This window comes from Anaerofustis stercorihominis DSM 17244 (assembly GCF_000154825.1).
GTDB lineage: Bacteria > Bacillota > Clostridia > Eubacteriales > Anaerofustaceae > Anaerofustis > Anaerofustis stercorihominis.
Genome location: NZ_DS560017.1, coordinates 45,200 through 59,351 on the forward strand (window position 1 = coordinate 45,200; position 14,152 = coordinate 59,351).

Annotated in this window: 15 protein-coding genes and 1 riboswitch; of the genes, 11 read left to right on the plus strand and 4 right to left on the minus strand. The window is 33.5% G+C overall.

Features of this window, described 5'->3' with window-relative positions; all coding sequences use genetic code 11:
• The first annotated feature begins 115 nt into the window (after nt 1-115).
• The gene (locus ANASTE_RS03565) at nt 116-1,018 is read left to right on the plus strand and encodes a LysR family transcriptional regulator (RefSeq protein ID WP_007049571.1); all 903 of its coding nucleotides are present in this window, start codon (nt 116-118) and stop codon (nt 1,016-1,018) included.
• Between the two features lie 164 nt (nt 1,019-1,182).
• On the opposite strand, the gene ANASTE_RS03570 is transcribed toward ANASTE_RS03565, so the two are convergent.
• The 3 genes from ANASTE_RS03570 to ANASTE_RS12065 all read right to left on the minus strand — a co-directional run bounded on the left by ANASTE_RS03570 (nt 1,183) and on the right by ANASTE_RS12065 (nt 1,932).
• Nucleotides 1,183-1,494 (minus strand): hypothetical protein, encoded by a 312-nt coding sequence (locus tag ANASTE_RS03570; protein WP_007049572.1) that lies wholly within the window; start codon nt 1,492-1,494, stop codon nt 1,183-1,185.
• On the minus strand, nt 1,491-1,652 hold the full coding sequence (locus ANASTE_RS11905; protein ID WP_007049573.1) for a hypothetical protein: 162 nt from the start codon (nt 1,650-1,652) through the stop codon (nt 1,491-1,493). The genes ANASTE_RS03570 and ANASTE_RS11905 overlap by 4 nt, the downstream gene beginning before the upstream one ends.
• A gap of 112 nt (nt 1,653-1,764) precedes the next feature.
• Nucleotides 1,765-1,932, minus strand: a complete 168-nt coding sequence (locus ANASTE_RS12065) for a hypothetical protein (protein ID WP_007049574.1) — start codon at nt 1,930-1,932, stop codon at nt 1,765-1,767.
• Nucleotides 1,933-2,348: 416 nt separating this feature from the next.
• Here ANASTE_RS12065 and gatA point away from each other — a divergent pair, with 416 nt between their 5' ends.
• Both gatA and gatB read left to right on the plus strand, forming a co-directional pair.
• Nucleotides 2,349-3,809: an Asp-tRNA(Asn)/Glu-tRNA(Gln) amidotransferase subunit GatA gene (gene gatA, locus ANASTE_RS03575; RefSeq protein WP_007049576.1), complete on the plus strand. Its 1,461-nt coding sequence runs from the start codon at nt 2,349-2,351 to the stop codon at nt 3,807-3,809.
• 10 nt (nt 3,810-3,819) lie between these two features.
• Nucleotides 3,820-5,250: an Asp-tRNA(Asn)/Glu-tRNA(Gln) amidotransferase subunit GatB gene (gatB, locus tag ANASTE_RS03580; protein WP_039944907.1), complete on the plus strand. Its 1,431-nt coding sequence runs from the start codon at nt 3,820-3,822 to the stop codon at nt 5,248-5,250.
• Between the two features lie 513 nt (nt 5,251-5,763).
• On the opposite strand, the gene ANASTE_RS03585 is transcribed toward gatB, so the two are convergent.
• On the minus strand, nt 5,764-6,354 hold the full coding sequence (locus ANASTE_RS03585) for an SIS domain-containing protein (RefSeq protein ID WP_052294588.1): 591 nt from the start codon (nt 6,352-6,354) through the stop codon (nt 5,764-5,766).
• A gap of 439 nt (nt 6,355-6,793) precedes the next feature.
• Between ANASTE_RS03585 and ANASTE_RS03590 the strand changes: the two genes are divergently transcribed.
• The 8 genes from ANASTE_RS03590 to ANASTE_RS03610 all read left to right on the plus strand — a co-directional run bounded on the left by ANASTE_RS03590 (nt 6,794) and on the right by ANASTE_RS03610 (nt 13,832).
• The gene (locus ANASTE_RS03590) at nt 6,794-7,954 is read left to right on the plus strand and encodes a hypothetical protein (RefSeq protein WP_198004099.1); all 1,161 of its coding nucleotides are present in this window, start codon (nt 6,794-6,796) and stop codon (nt 7,952-7,954) included.
• A 211-nt stretch (nt 7,955-8,165) separates the two neighbouring features.
• Nucleotides 8,166-8,261, plus strand: a riboswitch (purine riboswitch).
• A 49-nt stretch (nt 8,262-8,310) separates the two neighbouring features.
• Nucleotides 8,311-9,702: an NAD(P)/FAD-dependent oxidoreductase gene (locus ANASTE_RS03595; RefSeq protein WP_039944909.1), complete on the plus strand. Its 1,392-nt coding sequence runs from the start codon at nt 8,311-8,313 to the stop codon at nt 9,700-9,702.
• Between the two features lie 1,091 nt (nt 9,703-10,793).
• Nucleotides 10,794-10,961: a ribbon-helix-helix domain-containing protein gene (locus tag ANASTE_RS11690; protein WP_007049581.1), complete on the plus strand. Its 168-nt coding sequence runs from the start codon at nt 10,794-10,796 to the stop codon at nt 10,959-10,961.
• Between the two features lie 26 nt (nt 10,962-10,987).
• A complete protein-coding gene (locus ANASTE_RS12070; RefSeq protein ID WP_007049582.1) occupies nt 10,988-11,152 on the plus strand; it encodes a hypothetical protein in 165 nt (54 codons plus the stop codon).
• Nucleotides 11,153-11,263: 111 nt separating this feature from the next.
• Nucleotides 11,264-11,434, plus strand: a complete 171-nt coding sequence (locus tag ANASTE_RS03600; RefSeq protein WP_007049583.1) for a ribbon-helix-helix protein, CopG family — start codon at nt 11,264-11,266, stop codon at nt 11,432-11,434.
• 100 nt (nt 11,435-11,534) lie between these two features.
• Complete coding sequence (locus ANASTE_RS11910; RefSeq protein ID WP_007049584.1) at nt 11,535-11,702, plus strand: hypothetical protein; 168 nt, start codon at nt 11,535-11,537, stop codon at nt 11,700-11,702.
• Nucleotide 11,703: 1 nt separating this feature from the next.
• Nucleotides 11,704-11,973: a DUF6809 family protein gene (locus ANASTE_RS03605; RefSeq protein ID WP_007049585.1), complete on the plus strand. Its 270-nt coding sequence runs from the start codon at nt 11,704-11,706 to the stop codon at nt 11,971-11,973.
• Nucleotides 11,974-12,788: 815 nt separating this feature from the next.
• A complete protein-coding gene (locus ANASTE_RS03610; RefSeq protein ID WP_007049586.1) occupies nt 12,789-13,832 on the plus strand; it encodes a zinc-dependent alcohol dehydrogenase in 1,044 nt (347 codons plus the stop codon).
• Nucleotides 13,833-14,152 lie beyond the last annotated feature (320 nt).

Below are 14,152 nucleotides of genomic sequence, written 5' to 3' on the forward strand. Positions count from 1 at the left end.
GAAATGCTTGCTTTTCTTTTATTTGAAATATATAATAGCATAGGAAAATATATTTAAAAAGTTAATGTTTTTGATTTCTTAATTCGATATATTCGATATATTGTTGGAGGTATATATGAATACAAAAAGTTTAATAACGTTTAAAACCATTCTTGAAACAGGCAGCTTTCAAAAGGCGGCAGATACTTTGAATTACACACAATCTACGATCACATTTCAGATAAAGCAGTTGGAAGAAGAATTGTCTTTAAAACTATTTGAAAAAATAGGAAGGAAAATGGAGCTTACACAAGCAGGTAAGGATATACTTCCTTATATTGACACGATTTTACATAATGAGGAACAAATAAATAACTACGGGAAAAGTCTTTCTGAAATTACAGGCTCGTTAAAGCTGGCTATCCCCGATTCTATTTTAATATATAATATGCAGCCCTTTTTACAAGCATTTTTACATAAAGCACCGAATATTCGCCTTATTGTAAACTCAATACCTTCAGGAGAAATAAACAGAGCCGTTATGGAGGGTAGTGCCGATATAGGTATAAATTGTGAAAAAAGCAGTTATCCCGATACTGTCATTCATAAACGACTGGGCACATATAAAATCCTTCTTGTTGCTTCTCCTTTTATAAATAAAGATTTGCTTGATTTTACTACTCCAAATCAAAGAAAACCTCTTAGTTTGATTTGCAATGAACCGGACGGGTATTATCAAATTGAAATGAATAAATATCTTGATCAAAAGGAAATTGTGCTTAATCCTTATATGAAAGTTCAAAGTATAGAAGCAGTAAAAAGGTGCGTAATGAATAATTTGGGGATCGCGGTCGTTCCGACCTATTCTATCGAAGAAGAGTTAAAAAACGGTTCGTTGGTGCCGATCAAGACAGAGCTTGATGAAAAAATATTTAATTCCATTTATGTTTATAATAAAAATAAATGGCTTAGTCCGCAAATGGAGTTAGCACTTGATTTATTGGATAAAAAAGTCGGGATAGAGGATTTATTGAATTAATAAAATCGTTATCAGCCTAATGCGAAGGTGTTTTTATTAAGTATGATTATTAAAATTTCCTCTTAGTTTTAAAATTATATACTTAAGGGGAGAGATCTAAAAGTTACCATAGCTTACATCGCAGCGTCATTTAGAAAATAAAAAGCTCCTTTTATGGGAGCTTTTTATTTCATCTTATAGTTCTTGAATTTATTTTCGTCTGATATGGAAACAAATAAAAATATGTTTTCTATTATTTGTCTGAGGTTATTTACTGCTTCTTTATATCCTCTGATAAAACATTCTTTTTCAGCAAAATAAGCATAATCTCCGATATCCTGCTCGATTTTTCGGAAGACTTCGTCTCCCACGGTATCATTTATCTTTTTTATGATAATAAATCTTTTATTATTGATTTCTTCAAAACCGTCTCTACTTTGATTGATATCACTGTTTATGTAATTGTCATATATTTCTTCCAATATTCGATTTTTCATTTTTGTTCCTCATTGCTAAAAAAGTGATGATTTTTTAGACTTGAAATTATTTGATGTATTGCTTCTTGTTCACTGATATTATTTGATTTGCATATTTTATTTAACTTTTCTTTAGTTTGATTATCCATATCAATACCTATATATTTATATTCTTTCATAAAAAATACCTCCGTGTTTTATTGCCAAACAGAGGTACGAAGTGTATAATATTTACATACTCCGTTTGGGGTTGGTAGTCCATGTTTGCTTGGTGAGCGGGTGGGCTACCTTTTATTTTTCCTTTTCATAAACCAACTTGATCCCGAGCCTTATAATTTCAGCTTTTGTTTTATTTAGCTTTTTACAGCAAAAATCTAAATAATTTATATCCTCATCTGATAATCTTACTTCCATTCTGTTTCTCTTGGGATTATTTGTGGGTCTTCCTTTTCGTAACAATAAAATACCCTCCCTTCTTATGTACGTATATATTATAATACTATTTATGTACGTAAGTCAATGTAAAAGTAGGATAAAGTATGATATATCGCCTATGTTTATTTTTATTTATATTGTATTTTTTTATATAAAAAGGCAAAAATTTTATGTAATCGAGGTGGGGTAGCGACTGTTCCAAGAAAATCGGGTAGATTTTCTGAGGAAGTCCAGTCGCGTAAGAGCCTCCACGGCGATTGAGTGGAAGCATTTTATCCATTTTTGTTGCTTTGGACAAAAATGGTCGGGTTCTTAAGGGCGGATAGCCCTTAAATGGTTTGATAATTAGTTGCAAATAATATGAAAAAAATGTATAATAAAACAATTAATGGAAGAGTTAATAATAAAGTAAATGATTAATAAAACATGGAGGAAAAAACATGGCTTTATATGACAAAACTATATATGAGTTAAGAGAGCTTCTAGATAAAAAAGAAGTGAGTGCAAGTGAAGTTTTAAACAGCTATATCGATAGGATAGAAGCGGTGGATACTAAGCTTGACGCATTCTTGACAAAGACTTTTGACCTTGCTAAGAAAAATGCAAAGGAAAGTGAAGAAAGGATATTGAAAGGGGAAACATTAAGTGTTTTGGACGGTATACCTTATGCTCTAAAGGATAATATGTGTACCAAGGATATAAGGACTACTTGTTCATCCAAACTTCTTGATAACTTTATACCTCCTTATTCCGCTACGGTTTATAAAAAGCTTCAAAAAAGCGGAGCCGTTTTACTCGGTAAAGTGGATATGGACGAATTTGCAATGGGTTCTTCAAACGAAAACTCGGCTTATCATATCGTAAAAAATCCATGGGATACTTCAAGAGTTCCGGGAGGTTCTTCGGGAGCCTGTGCCGTAAGCGTAAGTGCGGGTGAAGCCGCATTCTCTCTCGGTTCCGATACAGGCGGATCGATAAGGACTCCTGCCGCATTCTGCGGAGTGACCGGACTTAAACCTACCTACGGAAGAGTATCCAGATACGGACTTGTTGCTTTTGCTTCTTCTCTTGACCAAATCGGTCCTTTCGGAAAAGATATAAAAGACGTTGCAAGTGTACTCAATGTGATTGCGGGACATGACGAAAACGACTCTACCAGTATGAAAGTGGACGTGCCGGATTATACTTCTTTCCTTAGTGAAGATATCAAGGGAATGAAAGTCGGCGTGGATTATGCTCTTTTGGACGAAAATAAAATAGATAAAGATGTTGTTTATAATATAAGAAAAGCCATAGATAAATTCAAGGAAATGGGAGCTGAAATCGTAGATATTTCCTTTGACTGTTTCGATTATGCAATACCTGTTTACTACCTTATTTCTTCATCTGAAGCTTCTTCGAACTTATCCAGATTTGACGGTATCAGGTATGGAGTAAGAGAAGAGGGCGAAACTTTGGAAGATATAATAATCAACTCCAGGACAAAAGGTTTCGGGGAAGAAGTAAAGAGAAGGATACTTCTCGGAACTTATGCTTTATCTGCGGGATACTACGATATGTATTACAACAAAGCCTTGAAAGTAAGAAAACTTATCAAAGATTTATATAACGATATATTCAAAAAATGCGATATAGTCCTTACTCCCACAACACCCGGCGAAGCATTTAAAATCGGAGAAAAAACAACCGACCAAACTCAAATGTACTTGGCTGATATATTCACCGTTACGGCTAACTTGGTAGGTATCCCTGCTGCAAGTATACCTTGCGGAATGTCCGAAAACGGTATGCCTATAGGACTTCAGATTTCAGCAAATGTATTCGATGAAGGTAAGATAATAAAGGCTGCTTACAATTATCAAAATGTAACGGATCATCATAAACAAAAACCAAATTTATAGGAGGTAAGAAATGAAAAATTATACAATGGTTATAGGGCTTGAAATCCACTGCGAACTTGGCACCAAAAGTAAGATTTTCTGTTCTTGCCCGACGGAATTTGGCGCCGAAGAAAACGCACATGTATGTGAAAGATGTATGGGAATGCCGGGAACACTTCCGGTTTTAAATAAAAAAGTAGTTGAGTATGCGGTAAAAGCGGGGCTTTCTCTAAACTGCAAAATAGCGAACTATTCTAAGCTTGACAGAAAGAATTACTTCTATCCCGACCTTCCGAAAGCTTATCAGATATCTCAGTACGACCAGCCTTTATGTATAGGTGGATATCTTGATATAACAAAGGAAAACGGGGAAGAGAAGAGGATAAATTTAACTAGGATCCATATCGAAGAAGACGCGGGAAAGCTTATCCACGAAGATTATCAGACTCTTTTAGATAACAACCGCTGCGGAGTTCCTTTGATAGAAATAGTTACGGAACCCGAAATCAGAAGTGCGGAAGAAGCATTACTATTTGCCGAAACGGTAAGAAACAATCTTTTGACGGTGGGTGTATCGGACTGTAAAATGCAGGAAGGTTCACTTCGTTTCGACGTAAACTTATCCGTAATGCCCGAAGGTTCTTCTGAATTCGGAACGAGAACGGAAATGAAGAACTTAAACTCTTTCAGATCTTTAAAGAGAGCTATCGAATATGAATATAAAAGACAGGTAAAGGCTGTTGAAAAGGGCGAAAGAATAGTTCAGGAAACCAGAAAATGGGATGACGAAAAGGGCAAGTCCTTCTCTATGAGAAGTAAAGAAGACGCTCATGACTATCGTTATTTCCCTGACCCCGACCTTGTACCTATAATCCTTACGGATGAGGAAATTCAGAAGTATAAAGAAGAAATGCCCGAACTTCCTGACGCTAAAAAGAAGAGATTTATCGACGAATATAAGCTTAGCGAATATGACGCAGGTTTCCTTGCTTCATCTATAGAAGTAGGAAACTTCTTTGAAGAAGCTATAAAGGATACAAAGAATATAAAATCAGTTGCAAACTTCCTAATGGGGGATATTTCAGCTTATCTGAACAGCAATGAACTCGAGTTCTCCGACATCAAGTTTACTCCAAGTAACCTTGCAAAGCTCGTTAACTTGGTAGATAAAGGAGATATCAACTTATCTACGGCTAAAAAAGTCTTAAGCGAAATGTTTGAAAGCGGAAAAGACGCCGAAGAAATAGTCGAAGAAAAAGGACTTAAACAAATGAACGACACCGGAGAAATCAAGGCTATCGTAGAAAAGATATTAAATGATAATCCTCAGGTCGTTGAAGATTTAAAAGGCGGAAAGAAAAAAGCTGGCGGATTTGTTGTCGGTCAGGTAATGAGACAGACAAAAGGAAAAGCCAATCCGGGAATAGTTAATCAATTAATCAACGAAATACTCGGATTATAAAAGAGACGCGTCTAACAGACGCAGTCTCTTTTTTGTGAGAAAATATAAAAAATATATGAAAGGATTATCGTTAATGTAAGTTCATAATTTTTTAATAGATAAACATTTTAACTTTTTAAAGTTATACGTTTGCTATTTATTATAAAGAGTTAATATGAAAATTAATTTGAACATTAGATATTTAATAAATATTGAGTAAATTTGTTAATATATAGTTCACTTTTATATGTGGTAGAGCATTGCTTTATAAAAATAATTATTATGTGAATTTTGTGTATCTAATATTGGTATTTCGTGTTTGAAAAATAGTTATGAAAGAGGTATAAGAGTAATATAAATAAATAGAATTTTTTAGATGGGTTTGGGTAGCGGTCGTTTCAAAAATCTCGGGTAGAGATTTTTAGAAAATCCGACTGCGTAAAAGCCAACACGGCGATTGAGTGGAAGCATTTTGTCCAGTATTTTTTGCTTCGGAAAAATACTGGCAGGGTTCTTAAGGGGCAGAGCCCCTTATTAATCTTTTAGCATTTGTCCAACCGCACCGTTAGGGTGAATGAGTTTAAAGTCTTTATCCGTTATATTATTTTTCTTCATTACAGCACCGCCTATTATATCGAGGATAATGCTCGAGCATGTTGTGGAAGATGTGGCTACCATATCTTTGTCGTCCAGTTCTTTTAAGGAATTGAAAGTAATAGCTATATGGGAATTTTCGGCTATGTAAGAATTATCGTTTTCCGTAAGACCGATTATATATGCTCCCAGCTTCTTTGCTATGGGGATAGACTGTACGAGTTCTTCGGTGTTTCCGCTTTTAGATATAGGGATAAATATATCCCCTTCTCTAATCATTCCATATTCTCCGTGAAGGGCATTCATAACATTGATCGCTACAGACGGGATATATAAGAAATTATATATGTTTGCCGCCCTGAATGCCGCAGTGCTCGATGAACCGCAGCCTGCAAAAATCACATTCCCTTTGCAGTTTGCTATTTTTTCAACCGCTTTATCGATTTTATCAAAATCAAGCACCTTGCTGAGGTTATTTACCGCGTTTACTTCTCTATTAAGCATTTCTTTTAATACTTCTTTGTTATTCATGTTTTTCACCATCCTTTATTGATTTAATCGTTTATTTATATTTCTATATTACCATTTTTTATTGTTTATTTAAATATTTTTTTTACTGCATTGAAAAATTTATAAAAACTTATGTGATTAATCCTTTACGGTTTCATATTAAATAACTGATATAAAAGTAAGGGTTTCTTTATTGTTTATATGTTTCAATTTAAAAATATGATTTTGATTTAGTTATTACTGTGTTTGATTTCCGAAGTTATTATATTGGTTTCAAAATGAAATAAAAATCTAAAAAATATATTATTTATGATATAATTAAAAAACTTATGATAAATTTATATCACGGATTTAAAATATATATTATACAAAGGTACAAAGTATGAAACCCAAAAAAATTATTTTATCGTTAATCCTTATTTCCATTATGTTTATAACTTTATGTACACCTAATATAACAATGGCTAAAACTCAAATGAATGGTAAAAAAGATATTGATGTAAAAATAGAAAATCTAAATCCATTGGGTATTACGAAATATTCATTTGTTATTTTAACCGTTTGGGATAAAGAAAGCGGGAATTTAATTCCGAATTTAGGTAAATTTAAAATAAAAGGCTACGACAGCAGGGGAGGCTCTTCCTTTGCTTCATTAACAACGAATAATTATGGGGAATGTTATTGGATGCCTACACCTAATATGGGTGATGGTGTTATAACATATCTTGAAATCGATTTTGACGGAAATGATGAATATAATTCATTTAAATTAGATAAGACAGAATGGTACACATTTAAAGATCAAAGTTATGAAACAAAAAATGTAAAGGTAGATGCAGAAATACAAGATTATAATGATACCGTTTTATTTTCTTTTAAAGACGATGATAATAATCCTATAGAAAAATATATCACTTTTTGTGGTTATACTGGAGGAGGTTCCGATTACAAAGTCGATGAAAATGGTATCGTAAAAATAAAGGACGAAAATTTATTTAATAATCGTTTGAAATTATCGTTATATAGTCAGGTCATAAATGATAAATATTATGTTGCAAGTGGAAGTCGTTATTACTATATCATAAAGCTGAAAATCGAAAATTCAGATGTGAAAAAAGGAGAAGGATTTAAAGGTCAGATAAAAGATGCCGACAATAATTTGGCGGTAAAAAATAAATGTATTGCATTAAAATTATCCGACGGAACCGTAAAGGACGTAAATGAAGACGGCAGTTTTACTCTCAATGCTAAAGAAACTTTAAACTGCGACAGTTTTACTTTATTTATAAAGGATACGAAATTGGAAATTCCCCTTTACCCCGATTATCCGCAGATGGGTGTGGAGGAATTAACCATACTTGGTAATAACAGCACTTTTGAAATAAAAAAAGAAGGAACCAAACCATCTGATGATGAAAAAGAAGATAATTCCCATAAAACCAAACCTGTAAAGGATAATACTTCAGATAAAGAAAATAAACCGCATATTAAAAAGACAAGTACCGATGTGAAATCTCCCAATACATATGACAATACAAATTTAACGCTGATAAGCTTGGTTTTCTTGATATCTGTTTTGGGTGTGTTATTCTCTGTGAGAAAAATAGTTAAAATAAAATAAAATTTAAAACTTAGATCAATATTAGAATAAATTTTAAAGACTTCGTTAAATGCCTGCGAAGTCTTTTTTGATATTTTAATCATTTTATATTCGGTAAAGCATATTATTTATTGAAATTGAAAAATAATAAGCTGTTATTAAAAATTTATTGCCTATCGGTTCAGTAAATTTTATTTAAATGTTTTCATTGACAAATCGTTGATTATACATTAAAATACTTGATTGGAGAGATTATATAAATTCATGATTGGATGAATGTTTCTACCAACTGCCGTAACAGTTGACTATAATGCTCAATGGGAGTAGTCTACATGTTTACAAGGCAGTTATTTTTTTGCCAAGAACACGGAGGTAATATGATGAAAACAGATGTAGTTATAATAGGAGCAGGACCTGCGGGGATTTTTACGGCCCTTGAAATGATAAGAAAGGGAAGTAAAAAGAAGATCGTAATGGTTGAAAAAGGCAAGGCTATAGAACAGCGAAAATGCCCTAAGACCGAACTTAAAAAATGCGTGGGATGCAAACCATACTGTCATATCACAACGGGATTTTCGGGTGCGGGAGCGTTTAGTGACGGGAAGTTATCACTTAGCTATGAAGTAGGGGGAGATCTACCTTCGCTGATTGGTGAAGATTTGGCTCAGGAAATGATCGATTATGCGGATAAGATATATCTTGAATTCGGAGCCGATGAACATATAGAAGGTATTAATAAAGGCGAAGAAGTAAAAGACATCAGAAAAAGGGCAATACAGGCGGGACTCAAGCTTGTTGATTGTCCGATAAGACATCTTGGTACGGAAAAAGCACAGGAAATATATCTTGCAATAGAGAAGTACCTTCAAAACAACGGAGTTGAAATAATATTCGGATATGAATGTACCAACCTTATTCTTGAGGGCGAAGACTGCAAGGGAGTATATATCAAAAAAGGTGAAAAAGAAGACGAGATATATGCAGATGATATAATCGTTGCAACGGGAAGAAGAGGTGCGGACTGGCTTGAAAACTTATGTGCTGAGCATGGTATCGCTCATGAACCGGGTACAGTGGATATCGGAGTCAGAGTAGAGGTAAGGAATGAAATCATGGAAAGCGTGAACAATGCTTTATATGAATCCAAACTTATCGGATATCCAAAACCTTTTAAAAACAAAGTCCGTACGTTCTGTCAAAATCCGGGAGGGTTTGTAAGTCAGGAAAATTACGACAATGACCTTGCCGTTGTAAACGGACATTCTTATAAAGATTTGAAATCGGGAAACACTAATCTTGCCATACTTTGTTCCCTTAATTTTACGGAGCCTTTCAATCAGCCTATAGCTTACGCTCAAAAGGTGGGAGAGCTTACGAACATGCTGGGAGACGGCAGGATATTGGTACAAAGGTACGGAGATATATTGGACGGAAAGAGGACATGGCAGAAGGAGCTTGTTAGGTCGAATGTGAAACCTACTCTTCCCGACGCTGTAGCGGGGGATATAACTTCCGCAATGCCTTATAGGGCGATGATGAATATAATCAATTTCATTCAAGCCGTAGACCATGTGGTTCCGGGCTTTGCTTCAATGGAAACACTTTTATATTCTCCCGAGCTTAAATTTTATTCCAACAGAGTTAAAATGGATAATAAATTCAACACCAATATAAAAGGACTTCACTGTCTGGGGGATTCCAGCGGATGGACCAGAGGGCTTATGATGGCTTCCGTTATGGGAGTGTTGATGGGCAGAGAATTGGTTTAGGTTTCGCCCTAAAGGGCGACCATCTTTTTTCCGAAGCCAAAAAAGATGAAAAAAAGTCTTCCGCTGCACGGTGCTAAGAGCTTCGCTAAAAGGGATATTAAACTTACTGAAGTCATTCACCCGCAAATTACCTAAAAGATTTATTACCTTAGATATAATATAAAACTTTTCAAGGTAATGTGCGGGATATAGGTTATTTCACAAAATGCTGGCAGTATTCAAAAGAAACCCGCAATTTTGCAAAACGACCGCTGTCCCAGCCCATAATTCAAATTAAACTTATTTATTAGTAAATAACAACTTTAAAAGTTCAAAAATGATATAGCAAATTTTTGTCACTTTTAAACTAGTTAGAATTATTGACAAGAAATAGATTAAAGAATATAATATAAACAAAGAAGGAGCCATAGAGATGAAGGTGGCTTCCTCAAAGTTGTTAGTTTTTGAAACAACTACCCTGAGTTAGCGTTTTGGGTAGTTGTTTTTATTTTCTTAAAAATATTTTTAAATAAAGAAACTCAAAACAGCGGTTGCTATTTCGAATAGTAGTATGAGTACTTTTATTATCAGTACATAATCTATCTTCATAGCACCACCCCCTTTATGTAGTAAAGAGGAAACCACCCGCACCTTATTCTACGGCTCGGTATTATTATATACTACTTCGAATATTTGTTCAATATTTATGGTGAAAGTGGTCACTTTCTGTTCACAATAGTATATAAGGGGCGCTGCCCCTTACACCCCGCTAAATCTTTGCTCGCCCAAAGATTTAGAATAAATGGCTCCACTCAATCGCCGTGGTGGCTTTTAACTCAACCGGATTTCCTAAAATTTTCTACCCGAAAATTTTGGAACAGTCGCTACCCCTCCACGGTTAATATTAAAAGTTATATATTGTATTAAAAATTAAGAGCTTTTTTAGTTAATAATGATATTAAAGATAAAAGTAAATTACCCGCATTAAAAAATAATAATGAAACTTTAGAATGCAATTTATTTGACAAAATATATAATATATATTAAACTAAAGATACTTTTTGGAGTACATAAAGTGTATGGTATTTTAATGAATAATTAGGAGTTTATAAATGAGTAAAAAGATTGGTAGACCAAAGCTTGAAAATCCTAAAGATGTAGAGGTTAAAGTTAGAATAACAACTGATATGAATAATAAGCTTCTTGATTATAGTAAGAAAAATCATATTACACGTGCTGAAGCTATAAGAAATGCAATTGATGAATTATTAAATAAATAATTAATATTTGGATATGGAGATGAATAATGAGTAAAAAGATGGGTAGACCCAAAGTAGATAATCCCAAAAATGTAGGGCTTAGAGTAAGGGTTACAGAGGAAATGAATAAGCAAATTATTGAATATAGCAAAGAAAATAATATAACATGCGGTGAAGTTGTAAGAATAGCCGTTACTGAATTTTTTAAATAAATAAAATAAAAACTTCTATATAGTTTGATTTATTTGACAAAGTTTATTATATATATTAAACTAAGTGTAATTTATGGAAACCACATTATAAATATTAATTAAGGAAACATTATGGGTAAAAAAATGGGAAGACCTAAAAGTAATAATCCTCTGGATATTGATATAAAAGTAAGAATAAATCAGAGTACAAACGATAAAATTTTAAGAATATGTGAAAAAAAACAAATTACAAGAGCAGAGTTTATTAGAAATGCTATTAAGGAATATTTAAATATTAATTAACACTCATTTTGAGTGTTTTTTTATTTTTCTCTTGACTTGTTGAGTTCCAACTACTATAATTAATTTATGGAACTCAAATATTAAATCAGGAGGAAAAATCATGAATAAGAAAGAAAGTGACAATGTAATAAGGTTCAGGCTGGATTTGAAAACATATTTGTCGGTATTGAAATACTGTAAGAAAAAGAAAATATGTTTTAAAGATTTTGTAAGTTTTGCCATAGATGAATTCACCGGGGATAAAAAAACGGGGAAGGCGGTGCAGTGATATGAAAGATAGTATCTTAAACGAAATATACTACGGTGATTTTGAGCCCATAGAACAGTTTGCTTATTCTTTGGATGAATATAAGAAAATGTATTATGAAGTATGCGAAAAGGAAAATGATATCAGATACAGACTTCCAAAGGAACTTGAAAAGGATTATGTGAATTTAATGAATAAGATATTTTTATTGGAACCCCTTGCAGTTAAAGACGCATTTATTATGGGATTTAAGGCGGGGGCTAGGATCATGGTCGAGGTTTTTGAAGAGTAAATAATAGGGGTGCTGTCTCTTACACCCAGCTAAATCGCCCAAAGATTTAGAATAAAAGGCTCCACTAAATCGATGTGGTGGCTTTTATGGCGGTCGGATTTGACTATTCACTGTTCGTCAGAACAGATAAATTTAACAAAAGTTAAATTTATGCAAGCTTACACTTGATGAATAACACGAGCAAATTGCCGAAGGAATATTTGCGAGTTATTTTTTTATCTCTCCCCGAGATTTTTAAAACGACCGCTGCCCAAACTTCATTATCGAGACGAGTTTTCCCTTTAAATCTTTTTTGATATAAGCTTGGAAGGGATATTAAATTTACTTAAGTCATTCAATCGCAGGTTATCTAAAAGAGTCATATATTTCTCATATGAAATAGTAACTTTAAATTATAAGGATAGAAAATAAGATAAGTTCAAAGAAGGATATTAAACTTATAACAGTACATCACACGCAAATCACTTAAAAGAATTATTTATCTAATGACCAAGCATAACTTATAACGATAAGTAAGGAGTATTTAAAAGAGATGTTAACTTATAAGAAAATTATATCATTTAATGATGAAATCACTCCTAATATTTTCACAATGGAAAATAATGTAATAAACATAATGATTTTTAAATAGATAATAAAATATCTATTTAATGAGCAAAAGTATCAAAAAACCACGAATAAACGTGTATACAGTAACGTGCAAATGTTTTCATTTAAGTTTGCCTTGAAAAGATAGTAATTATGTTTATAATAAATATTAGGAAATACATAATGATGTATTTAAAATATGTTTTTATATAAGGAGATAAGATAAAATGGAAGCAGTTGTATTCAGAGGTCCCGAAGATTTCGGGCTTGAAGAAGTAGAAACACCTAAGTGCCCTAAGGGAGGAGTTCTTATAAAAGTAGATGCCGTAGGACTTTGCGGTTCTGACGTAAGGACATTCTCATCAGGTCACTTTGCAGTTACACCACCATATATATTAGGTCATGAAGCCGCAGGCGAAATAGTTGAAAGTAATAATGAAAAATATCCTAAGGGCGAAAAAATCGTTATAAATCCGCTTGTTGGACTTTGCGGAGAATGTTATTACTGTACACATGATTTAAAGAACCACTGTGAAAACAAGATAACTTTAGGAACAAACTTACCGGGAGGTTATGCTCAGTACACAGCACTTCCCGAAGACTGCTGTACGGACGATACTATAGTAAAAGTTCCCGATGATTTCGATCTTGATTTGATCCCGTTGGCTGAAACGACATCAAGCGTTTATTCAGTTCAGGAATTCGCGAGAGTCAAAGAAGGCGACGATGTAGTTATAATGGGTGCAGGTCCTTTAGGTAATTTACATAGTGCCATTGCAAAAGCAAGAGGAGCAAGAAAAGTCATTATTTCAGAACCAAGCGAATCAAGACTTGAAATGGCTCATAGATTTGAATCTACAGATGTATTCAATAATCCTAAAGAAGAACCTCTTGAAAAATGTGTTGAGAGAGAAACTAACGGTTACGGAGCAGACGTTGTAATAGTTGCATGTCCGGTAGGTGCCGCTCAGGAACAGGCTACACATCTTGTTAAACCAAGAGGAACTGTAGTACTATTCGGTGGTCTTCCAAAGGATAACTGTCATGTATCCTTTGACTCTAACTTGATTCATTATAAAGAATTGAACGTAGTTGGCGGATTTGCTTATGCACCTGATGTATTTGCCAAAGCTGTCGAATTGATCGTTGAAAAGAAAATCGATGCAACAAAATTCGTTACACACATCATGCCTTTAAAAGATATAAAAGAAGGTATCAAGGCTATCAAGACAGGGGAAGCTATCAAAGTCGTACTTAAGCCTTGGGAATAAAATAAAAGGTACTTTGTCCCTAAATCTTTGCTCATCCAAAGATTTGGAATAAGGGGTGTCAATAAGCCGATTCGGCTAAAGTAGAAGACTTTTTTCATCTTTTTGGTTTCGTAAAAAAGATAGGCGTCTTTTAGGGCGAAATTATAATTTATTTAATAAGGGTAGTCGGTAATAAAATATTACCGAGATTAAAGAAAAGAAGAACAGCCTTGCTAAGGGGGCTGTTTTTCTTTTCTTTGGAGTATAAATGTAGATATAGATAGATAAAAATAACATGGAAGTTATTAAATATAACAATTTCTGTATTATTTTATTTTACT